We start from the raw sequence: 14,236 nt of genomic DNA on the forward strand, positions 1-14,236 counted from the left end.
GAAAGCCCAAAATGCTCATCCGCATCGCACTCGCCAGAAAACTTCTCGTCATCCTCAACGCAAAAGCACGCGACGCGAGAAGCGAATTCGCAAATGCAACTTGACACCCCAGATAGTCGCTCTCCCCCCTCCGGAGGGAGAGGAAAGGAGCCTGGCTAGGGTACGCCAACGCGTCCGCAAAGAATGGCGGGCAGTGCACCAGCCCTGCACGAAAACTGCACGCGCATGCCGAAAACCTCCTCGTATCTGCCCCGCCAACTTCATGCCGGCCCGCCACAAGGCGGCATGCAAAAGCGAGCAAAACCCCGTTGGTCCCTGCCCCACAGGCTGCGCAGCGAAGGCTGGTGGCTGGCCGATCCACCACGTGCGACGGCAACCCTCATCCTTTTCGTCCGCAGACGCTCTCCGACGGCCCGACTGGAAGCCATGGGGACGATCAGGTCATGACAGTGTTGCTCACTTCGGCGCCAAGCTATTGCAGCCGCTTCGGCGTTGCCCTGCTGTTGGTCGCGATCGCCGATTTCCTGTTCTACGGCCAGCCCGCCGGCATCACGGTTCTCCTGTTCGCCATCCTGATTGCCGCGGCGGTGGTGGCCGTGCATCCCGCCGCCTTCAACGATGGCAAGGTGTGGCTCAAGTCAGCCGCCTTGCTTGTCGCGCTGCTGCCGCTGGCCGAGGCTGCCAGCCCTTTGTCGGTCTCTATCGCGCTCGCGGCCCTGGTGGCGTTCGCGCTTTCGCTGAGCGGCCGGCTGCGGCACCGCATGGCGCGCATTGCCGGCCAGATCGCGCTGTTCGGGCTGGCGGCGCCGGTCCGGTTCCTCGGCGATTTTCTCCAGTGGCGAAGGGCGGCGCGGCGGTTCGGCGGGCATCGCATAAGGCTGGCGGCGATCGCGGTCTGGGTCATGCCGCTGACGCTGGGCGCCGTCTTCGTCGCCCTGTTCGGCGCCGCCAACCCGGTCATCGAATACTGGCTGTCGCTGATCGATCTCATCAGGCTGCTCGACCTGATCCAGCTGACGCGGATCGCCTTCTGGCTGTTCGTGCTTGCCGGCGTCTGGGCCTTTCTGCGGCCGCGCCTGCCGCGATTCCGGCGGCGTATCTCCAGGCCAAACCATCTCCTTGCCGATGCCCAGCCGGCGACCAAACCCGACAGGCACGTCGTCGAGGACATCGTCTTCGGCAAGGCCGCCATCCTGCGCGCATTGATCGTCTTCAACATGCTGTTCGCGATGCAGAGCGGGCTCGACGCCACCTATCTGTGGGGCGGGGTCGCGCTTCCCGATGGCTTGAGCTACGCTGCCTACGCGCATCGCGGCGCCTATCCGCTTCTTGTCACCGCACTGCTAGCCGCTGGTTTTGTCCTTGCGGCGCTGAGGCCTGGCAGTGAGGCATCGGCCGATCCGCTCATCCGCCGGCTGGTCTATGCCTGGGTGGCGCAGAACATCATGCTGGTCGTCTCGTCGATCCTGCGACTCGACCTCTATGTCGGCATCTATGCGCTGACCTACTGGCGCGTCGCTGCTTTCGCCTGGATGGGGCTGGTGGCGGCCGGGCTTGCGCTGATCATCGCCCGCATCGCGCTCGGAAAATCCAATGAATGGCTGCTCTCCGCCAATCTTCTGACGTTATCCCTGGCCCTTTATGCCTGCTGTTTCATCAACTTCGCCGCGCTGATCGCCAATTACAATGTCGACCATTCCCTTGAAATGACCGGCCAGGGCATTCCCCTCGACGCCTGGTATCTGCGCTCGCTCGGCCCGGGCGCCTTTCCGGCGCTCGACCGCTTCTTCGATCGTCAGCGTAAGACGGCCGATGCCGGCGCCGTCGGCGAACTGGCAAGGTTGCGCGGTGTCGATGAAGGCTGGTATCGCAGCCTGCAGGAAAACTGGCGCAGCTGGAGCTTTCGCGACTGGCGCCTGCTTCGCTATCTCGACAGCAGGCGGCCGATCATTGTTCCTGGTGTCGCAGAACCCGTGCCGGATCGCTGAGCCATGCCGCATCACATCCTCGTCGCCGACGACGACCCGCATATCCGCGAAGTGATCTGCTTCGCGCTGGAAAAGGCCGGCATGAAAACGGCTGCCGTGGCCGATGGCGCCGCCGCCCTGCAGGCGATCGAACGGCGCACGCCCGACCTTGTCGTGCTCGACATCGGCATGCCTGAGATGGACGGGCTGGAGGTCTGCCGGCGGCTGCGCCACACATCAGACGTGCCGGTGCTGTTCCTGTCCGCGCGAGATGAGGAGATCGACCGCATCCTTGGGCTCGAAATGGGTGGCGACGATTATGTCACCAAACCGTTCAGCCCGCGCGAGCTGGTCGCCCGCGTCAACGTCATCCTGCGGCGCGCCCGCCCCGTCGCGCCCGAACCCGCCGACGACAGGCAGTTCGCGCAGGGCAAGCTCACCTTGGCGCCGGCAAGCCACGCGGCCGCCTTCGACGGCAAGCCGCTGGCCCTGACGGGGATCGAGTTCTCGATCCTGAAAGGGTTTCTGGCGCGGCCCACCCATGTGCTCGACCGCGAGGCGGTGATGGCCAGTGCCTATGCGGGCAAGATCCATGTCGCCGACCGCACCGTCGACAGCCATATCCGCAACATCCGCGCCAAGTTGGCGGCGGTGGGTTGCCCGGAGGTCATCGAGACGGTGCATGGCGTCGGCTTCCGGCTCGGCCGATGCGGCTGACGACGTCAAGCAAATGGATTGGCAGCAAGTGGATCGGCCGCAAATGGCGGCCTCGTCTCGCCACGGTCGTCGTCGCCATCCTGATCCTGGTGATGGCGCTGCCGCTGGTCGGCCTGTTCTTCTTCCGCCTCTATGAGAACCAGCTGATCCGCCAGACCGAGGCGGAGCTGATCGCGCAGGGTGCCGCCATCGCCGCCATCTATGCGCAGGAGGTGCGCGACGCCGGCATTTTGCCGGAAAAGCTCGGCGCGCCGATGCCTGGGGCCAATGGCGGCGCGAGCCGAAGCGCCAATCCCGAATCGCCCTATCGGCCGATCGAGCCGCGGCTCGATCTCGCCTCGGATTACGTGCTTGCGACCCGGCCTGCCGGGATGCCCGCCACGGCCGATCCCGCTTTCGCCGCGATCGGCGCGCGCCTGACCGGCATTCTCGATGCGACGCAGAAGACCACGCTGGCCGGTTTCCGGCTGCTTGATCCCGCAGGTGTCGTCATTGCCGGGCGCGACGAAATCGGGCAGTCGCTTGCCGGGGTCGAGGAGGTGCGTGCCGCACTTGCCGGGCGCTATGCCAGCGCGCTCCGGCTGCGCATCCCCAACCAGCCGGCGCCGCCGCTCTATTCGGTCAGCCGCGGCACCAAGGTGCGCGTCTTCGTCGCCCTGCCGGTTGCCGTCAACGGCAAGGTCGCCGGCGTGGTCTATGTCTCGCGGACGCCCAACAACATCATAAAACATCTCTATGGCGAACGCGGCAAGGTGACGGCGGCGGCGATCGCCATCCTCGGCGGCACGCTGCTCATCGGCCTCGTCTTCCTGCGCACTGTCAGCCGGCCGATCTATGCGCTGATCGACCGCACCCAGCGCATCGCCGCCGGCGACCGCGACGCGATCCGGCCGCTCGATCATCACGGCACGCGCGAAATGGCCGAACTGTCCGCCGCGTTTCTCGACATGGCGGAGAAACTGCAGGCGCGCTCGGATTCGATCCAGACCTTCGCCACCCACGTCTCGCATGAGCTCAAATCGCCGCTGACGGCGATCCAGGGCGCGGCCGAACTGCTGCGCGATTCCGGCTCGGCGATGGATGATGACGAGCGGCGGCGCTTCTCCAACAATATCGTCACCGATGCCGGACGGCTCAACCTGCTGGTCCGGCGGCTGCTCGACCTGGCGCGGGCCGAAAACCTCGCGCCCAGCGGCGAAAGCACCTCGGTCAGGTCGGCGCTGGCGCTGCTTCCCGCAGACACCAGGCTGGCGGTTGGCGTCGAGGCCGGCGGCGATCTGGCCTTGCGCATCTCGGCCGAGAACGGAGCAATCGTGCTTGGCAATCTCATCGACAATTCGGCCAGGCACGGCGCGACGCAAGTTTCGATCACTGCCGCAAGCGCCGGCGGCAAGGCAACCGTGCTGGTCAGCGACGACGGCGCCGGCATTTCGCCAAGCAACCAGGCGCGCATCTTCGAGCCGTTCTTCACCACGCGGCGCGCTACCGGCGGCACCGGCATGGGCCTCGGCATCGTGCTGGCCCTCCTGAAAGCGCATGATGGTACGATCAGGTTGGTTGACTCCGAGCGCGGCACGCGCTTCGAGATCACTTTGCCGGTCGCGTAGAGTGTGGACGGCGGATCGGAGAAAAAAGTGCGCTACGACATCGTCATCATCGGCGGAGCCATCGTCGGCTCCTCGGTCGCCTACTATCTGCGCGAGGAAGGGTTTTCCGGCTCGATCGCGCTGATCGAGCGCGATCCGCAATTCGCCCATGCGGCGACGACGCTATCCATGGCCTCGATCCGCCAGCAATTCTCGATTCCGGAAAACATCCGCCTGTCGCAATTCACGCTGAAACTGTTCCGGCGGCTGAAGGAAGAATTCGGCACTGACGCCGATATCGGTTTTCGCGAGGGCGGCTATCTCATCCTTGCCGGCGAGGCCGGGCTGCCGATCCTCAGGGCCAACCACGAGGCGCAGGTCGCCGAGGGCGCCGACATACTGCTCGAGGACGCTGACCAGCTGACGCGCCGCTTCCCTTGGCTGTCGGCGGAAGGCATCACCGCCGGCGCCTATGGCCGCACCGGCGAAGGCTGGTTCGACGCGCATGCGATGCTGACGCTGTTCCGCAAGGCGCTGCGGCAGAAGAAGATCGACTTCATCAGCGCTTCGGTCACCGGTATCGAGCGGCAGGGCGACCGCGTCACCGGCGTCAGCCTCGATAATGGCGACCGGATCGAGGCCGGCACCGTCATCAACGCCGCCGGGCCGAATGCCGGCAAGGTCGCCGCCCTTGCCGGGCTGGCGCTGCCGGTCGAGCCGCGCAAGCGCAACGTCTTCGTCTTCGAGGCGCGCGAGAAATATGCCGACATGCCGCTGCTGGTCGATCCCTCGGGCATCTATGTCAGGCCGGAAGGCTCGGTCTACCTCACCGGCGGCGCCGAACCGGAAGAGGGCGACGGCCCGGCCGATCCCGGCGATTTCGACGTCGACTGGCCGCTGTTCGAAGAGGTGATCTGGCCGGTGCTGGCAACCCGCATCCCGGCCTTCGAGGCGATCAAGCCGACGCGTGCCTGGGCCGGGCATTATGACTATAACACCCTCGACCAGAACGCGGTGATCGGCCCGCATCCCGAAGTGATGAATTTCCTCTTCGCCAACGGATTTTCCGGCCACGGCCTGCAGCAAGCGCCGGCGGTCGGCAAGGCGCTGGCGGAACTGATCGTGCATGGCGGCTACCGGACGATCGATTGCTCGGCGTTTGGCTACGAACGGGTGGCCGAGGGCCGGGCGTTCCGGGAATTGAATGTGATTTGAGGCGCCTGGCCTGGGCCTGCCTCTCCCTTCTCCCCTTGTGGGAGAAGGTGGATCGGCGCGCAGCGCCGAGACGGTTGAGGGGTGCGTGACAGATCTCCGTCCTTGCCAAGCTGGAACACCCCTCATCCGTCGCCTTCGGCGACACCTTCTCCCACAAGGGGAGAAGGAAGAAGCGTCTGGGCGATCATCGATTCGACGGCAAGCGCGTTGCCCAGCGCATGGCCGGCGGCCGTGTTGTCGAAGATGCCCCAGACCTCGGCACCGGAGGCCGCCGCCGCCTCCATTTGCCGGCCAAATCTGGCGAGGCTATCGGCATCGTAGTCGGAGTAATAGGCGCGCGGCGCGCCGTGCCAGCGGAAATAGGCGAGGCCGGGCCAGCCTGCCGGCGCCGCAGCAGATGGCACCGGAGCGGGGTCGGCGGCGACATGCGCGATCCGGCGATCGGCCAGAAGCGCTTCAGCGTCGGCTTCGAACCAGCTGGGATGGCGCGGTTCGCAAACCAGCCTTGCTTGGGTTCGCTTGCCGACCATGTCGAAGAAACCGCTCGCGACATCCGGCTCGAAGGATAGGCTCGGAGGCAGCTGCACCAGAAGCACGCTCAGCTTTGCGCCGAGACCTTCGGCCTGCAGGAGAAAGCTCTCAAGGAGGTCGTCGCAGCCGGCGAGGCGGTGCTCATGGGTGATGGCCTTCGGCAGCTTGACGGCGAAGCGGAAGTGCTCCGGCACGGCGCGTGCCCAGCGCTCATAGGTCTCGCGGCGGTGCGGCTTGTAGAAGGATGTGTCGATCTCGACGATCGGAAAGTGCCTGGAATAGCGTTCGAGATGCGATCCGGGTTGCGGGAAGTCTTGGCTGTATCGTGTCGGAACGCCCCAACCGGCCGTGCCTATGAAACATGCCTGTTTTCCCATGCATGGGATGTGGGCCGGATGAGGTGTGGGTCAAGGCGGAGAGAGGCTGCGCAAAGCAACGGCCCGCCGCTCAGGCCGCGGCCAGTCTTCCAGCCTCGACATGTGCCTGCAGCCAGGCAAGCACCCGCGCCCAGCCCTCTGCATGTTCCGCCGCCGCTTCGTGCAGCCCGGCAAAACCGCCATGGCAGATGGTAAGGCGCGTGCCCCTGGCAGTCGGCTGCAGCAGCCAGGCTACCGTGGTTTGCCGCCGGCCAAGCGTGGGATGGTCCCATGCATAGGCCCGCGTCTGCACGATCCGGCGCGGCACCTCGATCTCGAGGAATTCGCCGCTGGCCGGCAGGTCCGTGCCGTCGGCCGTTCGGACAATAGCGGTCCAATGGCCGCCGACTCGCAGGTCGGCCGACCAGTCGACCATCCGTTCGGTGTCGGCCGACCCCCACCATTGCCCGATTTCCTCGCCGACCAGTGCCTCGAAGATGCGTTCCGGAGGCGCTTCGATCTCGGCCGATGCCATGACGGTGTCGCCATTGGTCATGCTCCGTACCCTGGGAGCGTGGATCATGGATGCCTCCACATCAAATTTGTTTCGTTGACGAAACGAGCCTTTAGCCCTTTGATGGCGGACGCTCGAAGCCCTTGCCGGTCTCAAGCAGGCTCTTCAGGCTGGCCAGCACCAGCGGCCAGCCCTTGGCGACGTTGCCGATCAGCCTGTGCGGCCCGTCCGCTTCATGGGTTACGGCAAGCTTCATCAGCTCGCCGTCCGGCTCGATGGTGAAGGTGCAGCGCGTGTAGCCGTCTTCCCTGAGCTCGGGCATCCATTCATTGCGCCATTTGATGACCAGGCGCCGCGGCGGATCGATCTCGAGGATCTCGCCGCTGTCGGCGACCCGCCCGTCGGGGAAGATCAGCTTCCAGCTGGAGCCCACCTTCCATTCGCTCTCCTGATAGGAGCAGAGGAAGAACTGCCGGTTGAACTCCGGGTCGGTCAACGCTTCCCAGAGCTTTTCGGCCGTGGTGCGAATATAGGTCACATAAACGAAGCTGTTGCTCATCGGTCTTCCCTTTCGAGGCGTTTCTTCAGGTCGCTGAGGGCGGTCAGCCGCCCCCGCTCGAATTTGCCAATCCAGCGGTCGGCGATCTCGTTGATCGGAACCGGATTGAGGTAGTGCTCCTTCTCTCGACCCCGGCGGATGGTGGTGACGAGGTTTGCTTCCTCCAGGATCGCCAGGTGCTTGGTCACCGCCTGGCGGGTCATGGCCATCTCGGCGCACAGCGCATTCAGCGTCTGCCCATTCCTGGCATGGAGGCTGTCCAGCAATTGCCGGCGTGTCGGGTCCGCCAGGGCGCGAAAGACTGCATCCATGCTCATTGCTCTAATATGCAACCATTTGGTTGCATGTCAAGCGGCAAGATCGCACGCCGTTGGCGACCGGATAGATCGCGGCAGATAAAGAATCAGCGCTTGCGGGAGATCCAGAAGGCGTCCGGCATGCGCTTCATGCCGATGCGTTCGTAGAAGCCGACGGCATCGGGCATCGAAATCAGGCTGATGGCGACCGACGGTCCGAGCTGCCGGGCCACCTCGTCCATCAGCCCCTTGCCGATGCCAAGTCCCTGCGCCTTGGCCGAGACGGCGAGGTCGGAGATGTAGCAGACCCAGGAAAAGTCGGTCAGGCAGCGGGCAACGCCAATCAGCGGCTTGCCTTCCATGTCGAGACGAGCGGTCACGATCAGGTCGGCGCCCTCCAGCATCGCCTTCAGCCTGGCCTCGTCATCGACGGGCCTGACTTCGCCGAGGCCGGATTCGGCCAGCACGCGGCGGAACTGCGCGGTATCGAGCGACGCCTCGCGGGCGTAGAGGACGTGGGAATTTTCTGCCATCACAGCCAGAGTGCACCATCGGGCGGTGAATTCGAAGCCGTTTCGTCGGCACCCTGGCGCCGGCGCGCACGAACAGCTGCCTTTTATTTGCCCGCGGCTTTGTGTAAACCGGGCTCCAGAAAATCCCCCGCAACGAAAACACGGGCCAAAGCCATGGAAAAATTCACCAAGCTCACCGGCGTCGCCGCCCCCATGCCGATCGTCAATGTCGACACCGACATGATCATCCCGAAGGATTATCTCAAGACGATCAAGCGCACCGGGCTTGGCACCGGCCTGTTTGCCGAGATGCGCTACAAGGACGACGGTTCGGAAAATCCGGACTTCGTGCTCAACAAGCCGGCCTACCGCAAGGCGCAGATCCTGGTCGCCGGCGACAATTTCGGCTGCGGCTCGAGCCGGGAGCACGCGCCATGGGCGCTGCTCGATTTCGGCATACGCTGCGTCATCTCGACCTCGTTCGCCGACATCTTCTACAACAACTGCTTCAAGAACGGCGTGCTGCCGATCACCGTCAGCCCCGAGGACCTGGAGAAGCTGATGGACGACGCCTCGCGCGGCTCCAACGCAACTCTGTCGGTCGATCTCGAAGCCAAGGAAATCCGTGGCCCGGACGGCGGCGTCGTGACCTTCGATCTCGACGACTTCAAGCGGCATTGCATGCTCAACGGGCTCGACGACATCGGCCTGACCATGGAAAAGGCCGGCGCCATCGCCTCGTTCGAGAAGAAGAACGCCGAACTGCGCCCCTGGGCCTGAGCGGCCGATAGGCCCGGCCTTTCCTGCCGGGCGGCGACTGAGGGAGGGACAGTCATGAGACACCAGCTTCTGGCCGGCGCCTGCGGGGTGGCCTTGTTGTTGGCACCCACCGCGTTTGCGCAAACCCAGACCCAGACGCCCGCCGCGGAGCAGGCGCCGGCGGCCGAAAAGCCAGCCACCGACGACGACACGGGAACGAACGCTGCCGACGCTTCCGAGGACGACAAGCAGGCGCCGATCCCGTTCGAAGGCGGCCAACTCACCATCACGCAGCCGGAGCAGGACGGCGAGAAGGTGCTGTCCTATGACGGCAAACAGCTGGCCAGCAACTATGACGTCTTTTTCGATAAGATCGTCAAGATCGGCGACGTCAATGTGGCGCTGGTCGATGTCGGCGATGGCGGCAACCAGTGCGGCCCGGCCAAGGTGATCGTCTGGAAGCCGGAGGGTGGCGCCATCCAGAGCATCACGGTCGAGCAGGACGAGTGCGGCGCGCCGCCCTCGGCGGTGTCCGACAACGCCATCTATTTCGTGCCGTATCTTTTGCCCGGCGATGAAAAGCCGGCTTTGCAATGGTCGCCAGCGAGCGGACTGACCATTTCGGGCAATCTGGCCTACATGCCGGAGCCCGGCACGGACTGGAAGGATATCGACCCGACGAAATACGACAACATCATCGACGCCTTCCACAATGAGGCCGTCTACAAGGAAGCCCAGAAACTGCTCGGCAAGGACATGTCCGACATGGCGACCAGCCTGCTGGTCGGCGGCGGCACGGAAAAGACCGCGTCCGGCGCCTTCTACGCCAGCGGCTGCGTACCGCATGATTGCGGCGGCAATGACGGCTTCATGGCGGTTGACCCGGCCAAGCACCAGCTCTACTTCGCCCGCCGCGGCGACAATGGCCAACCGAACGCCTGGCCGGCGGTGGCGACATGGCCGGCCGATGTGAAGGAAGCGCTGGACAAGGCGCTGGGGTCGGCGAACTAGGGTTGCTGGCATCGCGCCTTCGTTACCACGGGGAGCAGTCCAGGGGTCTGCGCTGCGTCACTCCGCTCCTTTGCTCCGCCATGGGATGACGACGGGAGGGATGCTCAGGCGAAGCCGGCATTGGGCCGGCCGGGAAGTAGCGCGCGACACCAGCCGGACAAGTCTCAATTCCCTCCCAGGCTCAGCGCCTTCCTGCGGTCGGCCTTGGCGCGCTTGGTGTTGCCTTTTGCCTCCCAGGAACGGCCCCGGAAAGTGTAGGCATCGGCATAGTTGGGGTAGAGCTTGATGGCGTGAGTGAAGTTGGCGATCGCGCCGTCGTGATCGCCCGCGCGTGCCTGCACCAGGCCTCTGCCGAAGTAGCCGCCCGGACTGTTCCGATCGATCTGGATCGCCATGTCGAAATCCGCCAGGGCGCGCTTCGCATCGCCCTTGGCCATCCAGACGATACCGCGATCGACACGCATTTTGGCGACGCCCGGACTAAGGCCGATGGCTTCGTCATAGTCTGCTATGGCGCCGTCGTAATCGCCTATGGTCATCCGGCTGATCCCGCGAGCGTGGAAATGCAGGGGGTAGGTGGGATCGAACTCGATCGCCTTGCTGAAATCGTCGATGGCACGTTTGTGGTCGTTCTTGGCGGTCCAGGCAAAGCCACGGGCGGAATAATAGCTGCCGTTCTTTGGCTCGAGCGCAATCGCGCTGCCGTAGTCCGTTATGGCGCGATCGTAATTGCCCTTCTGCCCCCAGGCGAGACCGCGATATCCGAAAGCCTCGGCATCGTTGGAATCGAGCGCCAACGCCTGATCGAATTTGGCGATCGCAAGGTCGTAGCGACCCTTGTTGTAGAGGGCTATGCCACTCTTCGTGATGTCGCGCAGCGTTGCCGCCGCGCCCCGTGTCGTTGGCGCCTGCTTGTTTGCCGCTCTCGCCATGGCCGCATCGTCGCGCTCCTTGCTGGCATTGGCGTGGTTTGGATCGAGGCGTAAAGCCTCATCCAGGTCGGCGATGGCGCGGTCGTATTGCTGCTCCCTGTTCCAGCAGAATCCGCGATTGAACCATGCTTCGGCATCCGTTGGCCGCAGTCGGATCACCTCCGTCGAATCGGCGATGATGCCATCGCAATCGTGTTTCACGGCGCGGGCCCGGCTGCGCAGCACATAAGCGTCGGCATTGGCCGGCTGCAACGAAATGATGGTGCTCAGATCGGCGATGGCGCGGTCGATCTTGCCTCTCTGCAGCCAGATGGCGGAACGGTAGAAATAGGCGTCGGTCGACTTTGGATCGAGCTTTGTCGCCTTGTCGTAGTCGGCCATGGCCCGGTCGGGGTCGCCTTTCAAAGCATAGGTGAAGCCGCGCAAGGTGTGGGCGCCGGCATTGGATGGGTCGGCGGCGACCGCTATGTCGTACTGCTCGATCGCCCGGTCGAACTGATTTTGGGCGCGCCAGATCGTTCCCTGCTCGATAGCGTCCTCGACGATCTTGTTCCGCGCCCGGCCGGCGGGCTTGGTTGCAGCGGCCTTGGCTTTCGCCGCTGGCTCCCCGCCGGCGTTGGCCGCTGCCTTGCGGGCGATGGCATAGTCGGGATTGCCGGGGTCGAGCTGCAGTGCCTCGTCGAAGTCGACGACGGCGCCGGCATAGTCCTTCCGGTCGGCCCGCGCCATGCCGCGCGCATAATAGCTGGCGTCATCCTTCGTATCGATCCCGATCGCGACGGAATAGGCGGCGATCGCACGCCCGGCGTCGCCCTTGGCGTGCCAGGCCACGCCCTTGCAGTAGAAGGCGTCGCGCGCCTTCGGGTCGAGGTCGGCGGCGCGGCCGCAGTCGGCAAGCGCGCCATCGGCATCGCCCGAGGTGGCCTTGGCCAGACCCCGATGCGAAAGCGCCGCGCCAAAGTCGGGACTGGTCCTTATGGCCTTGTCGTAGTCCGCGATCGCCTTGCCGTAATCGCGTTTGGCGGCCCAGGCCCGGCCGCGGCCGAAATGGGCAAAGCGGTTTTCGGGATCGAGCTCGATCGCCTTGTCGTAGGCGCTGATCGCCTGGTCATACTTGCCCATGTCGAGAAAGGCGTCGCCACCAAGGACGGCCTCCAGGGCGCGCGGATCCTTTGCGGCCAGCGCCCTCTCTGTCAGCGCCTTGCCTTGCGCGGCCGTCATCTCCGGAATGGCCGATGGCGGCTTCTCGGGCTCCGCCGCTGGTGCGTCCGGCGGTGGCGCCAATTCGACGCTGTCGCCCGTGACCTGCTTGTCGCAGATTCCAGCCCGCCGCGGATCGAGTTCGACGGCGCGCCGGCAATCCGCCGCGGCGCCGGCCTTGTCGCCACTCAATGTCCTCGCGCGGCCGCGTACGAGATAGGCCTCGGCATTGTTAGGGTCGAGGCTGATCGCCTTGGAAAGATCGAGAAGCGCGCCACCGACGCTATAATCCGCCAGCCGCGCCTCAGCGCGTTCGACCAGGACTTTTGCGGCGGCCGGATCCCTCACATTCCCGGCTGCCGACTGGTCCGGTGCGCCGGGCGCATGCTCGTTGCACGAGCCCGCGCGCCCGGGGTCCAGCTCAACGGCGCGTCGGCAATCATTGGCGGCAGCGGCGTAGTTGCCCTGCGATGCCTCGGCGAGCGACCGATCGTAAAAGGCCTCGGCATTGTAGGGATCGAGCTGAATGGCAGAGCTGAAACTTTCGATTGCGCCGGCGACGTAGCCCTGTACCTGCTGCTCCAATCCCCGCTTCAGTTCCCAGGCAACGCGCTCGGAATGGTCCTCTTTCCTGGGGTAGAGTTGAAGCGGCGCGTATACGCGTGGCGCGGCAGGCTCTTCGGCTGCTTCATAAGCCGGACTGGGCGCGGGGTCGGGGGGCCGTCGGGTGGCTTGGAGGCTCAGCCTTTCCTCGGCGTATTTAGGGTTGGCCGGATCGAGCGCGATGGCCTTGTCCAGATCGGCGATGGCCTTGTCGGGATCGATCGTCTTCCAGACCAATGCCCGGATAAAGTAAGACCCTGGATCGGTCGGCTTCAAGGAGATGGCTTTGTCGAGATCGGCAAATGCTTCTTTTGCCTTGCCGATCCGGGCCATCGTCATGCCGCGTACCCGGTAAGCCTGGGCGTCGGCCGGGTCGAGGCGGATCGCTTCATCCAGATCGGCGAGAGTCCGGGCATAGTCGCCCTTCAAGCCCCAGCTCTTGGCGCGGTTAAAGCGGAAAGCCGAATTTGCCGGGTCCAGCCGGATCGCCTCGTCGAACGAAGCAATGGCGCGGGTGTGGTCGCCCTTGTCCTGCCAGGCAATGCCGCGCACGCCGTAAGCCCTTGCGTTGGCGGGGTCGATCTCGATCGCTTCGTCGCAGTCGACGATGGCGCGGTCGTGCTCGCCTTTCCTGCTGAAAGCCTTGGCGCGATTGACATAGAGGCCGGCGTCGTCCGGCGTTAGCGCGATCGCGCGGGTACAGGCAGCGATCCGCTGGTCGGGGTCGACCTTGCCACGGCTGAAACAGGTTGCATGGTCGGCGCCGGCCGCGAACGCCGGCGTGGCGAGAACGATAATGGCTCCCATCCCAGCCAACGACAGCCAGACGCGCAAAGAACCAACGAATGCGCGCGCAAGCGCGTCGGTGCCGCCTGACATGGCTCTGATCCTCCCCCCGGAGCTGCCGCGGCAGAAATTGCAATGGCGGCATACTTCACGGATTCCCGTCCTCGCGGAGGCCAACAGGGCGCGGAGGCGGACAGGGCGGGCCCGTCGGTGGCGCCGATTCTGCACTGCCGATCCATTCGTATTGGCCCATGGCAGGATCGGCGTTTTCGCCACAGAATGGTTGCAATCATGGCGAGGCTCCTCATGCGCAAACTCATCTCCACCGGCTCACCCTTCGAAAAGACCGCCGGCTATTCGCGTGCCGTGGTGCAGGGCGACTGGTGCTTCGTGTCCGGGACGACCGGCTATGATTATGCGACCATGACGATGCCGGAGACGGTCGAGGCGCAGACGCGCAACTGCCTGGCGACGATCGGCAAGGCGCTCGGGGATGGCGGCTTCGAAATGGCGGATGTGGTGCGGGCGCATTACTACATCACCGATCAGGCCTTCGTGGATGTCGTCTTCCCGATACTCGGCGAGACGTTCGGCGACATCAGGCCGGCGGCGACGATGATCGTGTGCCAGCTGAACAAACCGGAAATGAAGATCGAGATCGAGGTGACGGCGCTGCGGCGTACCGCCTGAGA

Annotated in this window: 13 protein-coding genes and 1 pseudogene; 8 read left to right on the top strand and 6 right to left on the bottom strand. The window is 64.9% G+C overall.

The window, feature by feature from the left end:
• The 5 genes and pseudogenes from EN850_RS37875 to EN850_RS26850 form a co-directional block, all read left to right on the top strand.
• A pseudogene (locus tag EN850_RS37875) lies at positions 1-104 on the top strand (IS110 family transposase); the annotation flags it as partial.
• A 339-nt stretch (positions 105-443) separates the two neighbouring features.
• The gene (locus EN850_RS26835) at positions 444-1,988 is read left to right on the top strand and encodes a DUF4173 domain-containing protein (RefSeq protein ID WP_136092639.1); all 1,545 of its coding nucleotides are present in this window, start codon (positions 444-446) and stop codon (positions 1,986-1,988) included.
• 3 nt (positions 1,989-1,991) lie between these two features.
• Positions 1,992-2,684: a response regulator transcription factor gene (locus EN850_RS26840; protein ID WP_127276548.1), complete on the top strand. Its 693-nt coding sequence runs from the start codon at positions 1,992-1,994 to the stop codon at positions 2,682-2,684.
• Entirely contained in the window at positions 2,675-4,291 is a 1,617-nt protein-coding gene (locus EN850_RS26845; RefSeq protein ID WP_136092640.1) for an ATP-binding protein, read from the top strand. Before EN850_RS26840 ends, EN850_RS26845 begins: the two co-directional genes overlap by 10 nt.
• A gap of 27 nt (positions 4,292-4,318) precedes the next feature.
• A complete protein-coding gene (locus EN850_RS26850) occupies positions 4,319-5,485 on the top strand; it encodes an FAD-binding oxidoreductase (RefSeq protein ID WP_135867704.1) in 1,167 nt (388 codons plus the stop codon).
• Between the two features lie 122 nt (positions 5,486-5,607).
• Here EN850_RS26850 and EN850_RS26855 read toward each other — a convergent pair whose 3' ends face one another.
• From EN850_RS26855 to EN850_RS26875, 5 genes are all read right to left on the bottom strand, one after another.
• Positions 5,608-6,393 carry a DUF72 domain-containing protein gene (locus EN850_RS26855; protein ID WP_135930021.1) on the bottom strand — a complete coding sequence of 262 codons (786 nt, stop codon included), beginning with the start codon at positions 6,391-6,393 and terminating at the stop codon, positions 5,608-5,610.
• Positions 6,394-6,463: 70 nt separating this feature from the next.
• Positions 6,464-6,955: an SRPBCC domain-containing protein gene (locus EN850_RS26860; protein WP_135930020.1), complete on the bottom strand. Its 492-nt coding sequence runs from the start codon at positions 6,953-6,955 to the stop codon at positions 6,464-6,466.
• A 43-nt stretch (positions 6,956-6,998) separates the two neighbouring features.
• Positions 6,999-7,445, bottom strand: coding sequence for an SRPBCC family protein (locus EN850_RS26865; protein ID WP_135930019.1), 447 nt, complete (start codon positions 7,443-7,445; stop codon positions 6,999-7,001).
• Complete coding sequence (locus EN850_RS26870; RefSeq protein WP_136092641.1) at positions 7,442-7,762, bottom strand: metalloregulator ArsR/SmtB family transcription factor; 321 nt, start codon at positions 7,760-7,762, stop codon at positions 7,442-7,444. The genes EN850_RS26865 and EN850_RS26870 overlap by 4 nt, the downstream gene beginning before the upstream one ends.
• A gap of 86 nt (positions 7,763-7,848) precedes the next feature.
• Positions 7,849-8,274 (bottom strand): GNAT family N-acetyltransferase, encoded by a 426-nt coding sequence (locus EN850_RS26875; protein WP_127276565.1) that lies wholly within the window; start codon positions 8,272-8,274, stop codon positions 7,849-7,851.
• Between the two features lie 153 nt (positions 8,275-8,427).
• Here EN850_RS26875 and leuD point away from each other — a divergent pair, with 153 nt between their 5' ends.
• Complete coding sequence (gene leuD, locus EN850_RS26880) at positions 8,428-9,033, top strand: 3-isopropylmalate dehydratase small subunit (protein ID WP_127276567.1); 606 nt, start codon at positions 8,428-8,430, stop codon at positions 9,031-9,033.
• A gap of 54 nt (positions 9,034-9,087) precedes the next feature.
• On the top strand, positions 9,088-10,023 hold the full coding sequence (locus EN850_RS26885) for a hypothetical protein (RefSeq protein ID WP_136092642.1): 936 nt from the start codon (positions 9,088-9,090) through the stop codon (positions 10,021-10,023).
• Between the two features lie 164 nt (positions 10,024-10,187).
• Here the strand turns inward: EN850_RS26885 and EN850_RS26890 are convergent, their stop codons facing one another.
• Complete coding sequence (locus EN850_RS26890; protein ID WP_136092643.1) at positions 10,188-13,637, bottom strand: tetratricopeptide repeat protein; 3,450 nt, start codon at positions 13,635-13,637, stop codon at positions 10,188-10,190.
• Positions 13,638-13,850: 213 nt separating this feature from the next.
• Here EN850_RS26890 and EN850_RS26895 point away from each other — a divergent pair, with 213 nt between their 5' ends.
• Positions 13,851-14,234, top strand: coding sequence for a RidA family protein (locus tag EN850_RS26895; protein WP_127276581.1), 384 nt, complete (start codon positions 13,851-13,853; stop codon positions 14,232-14,234).
• Positions 14,235-14,236 lie beyond the last annotated feature (2 nt).

Source organism: Mesorhizobium sp. M8A.F.Ca.ET.207.01.1.1 (assembly GCF_004794715.1).
In the GTDB taxonomy this organism is placed as follows: domain Bacteria; phylum Pseudomonadota; class Alphaproteobacteria; order Rhizobiales; family Rhizobiaceae; genus Mesorhizobium.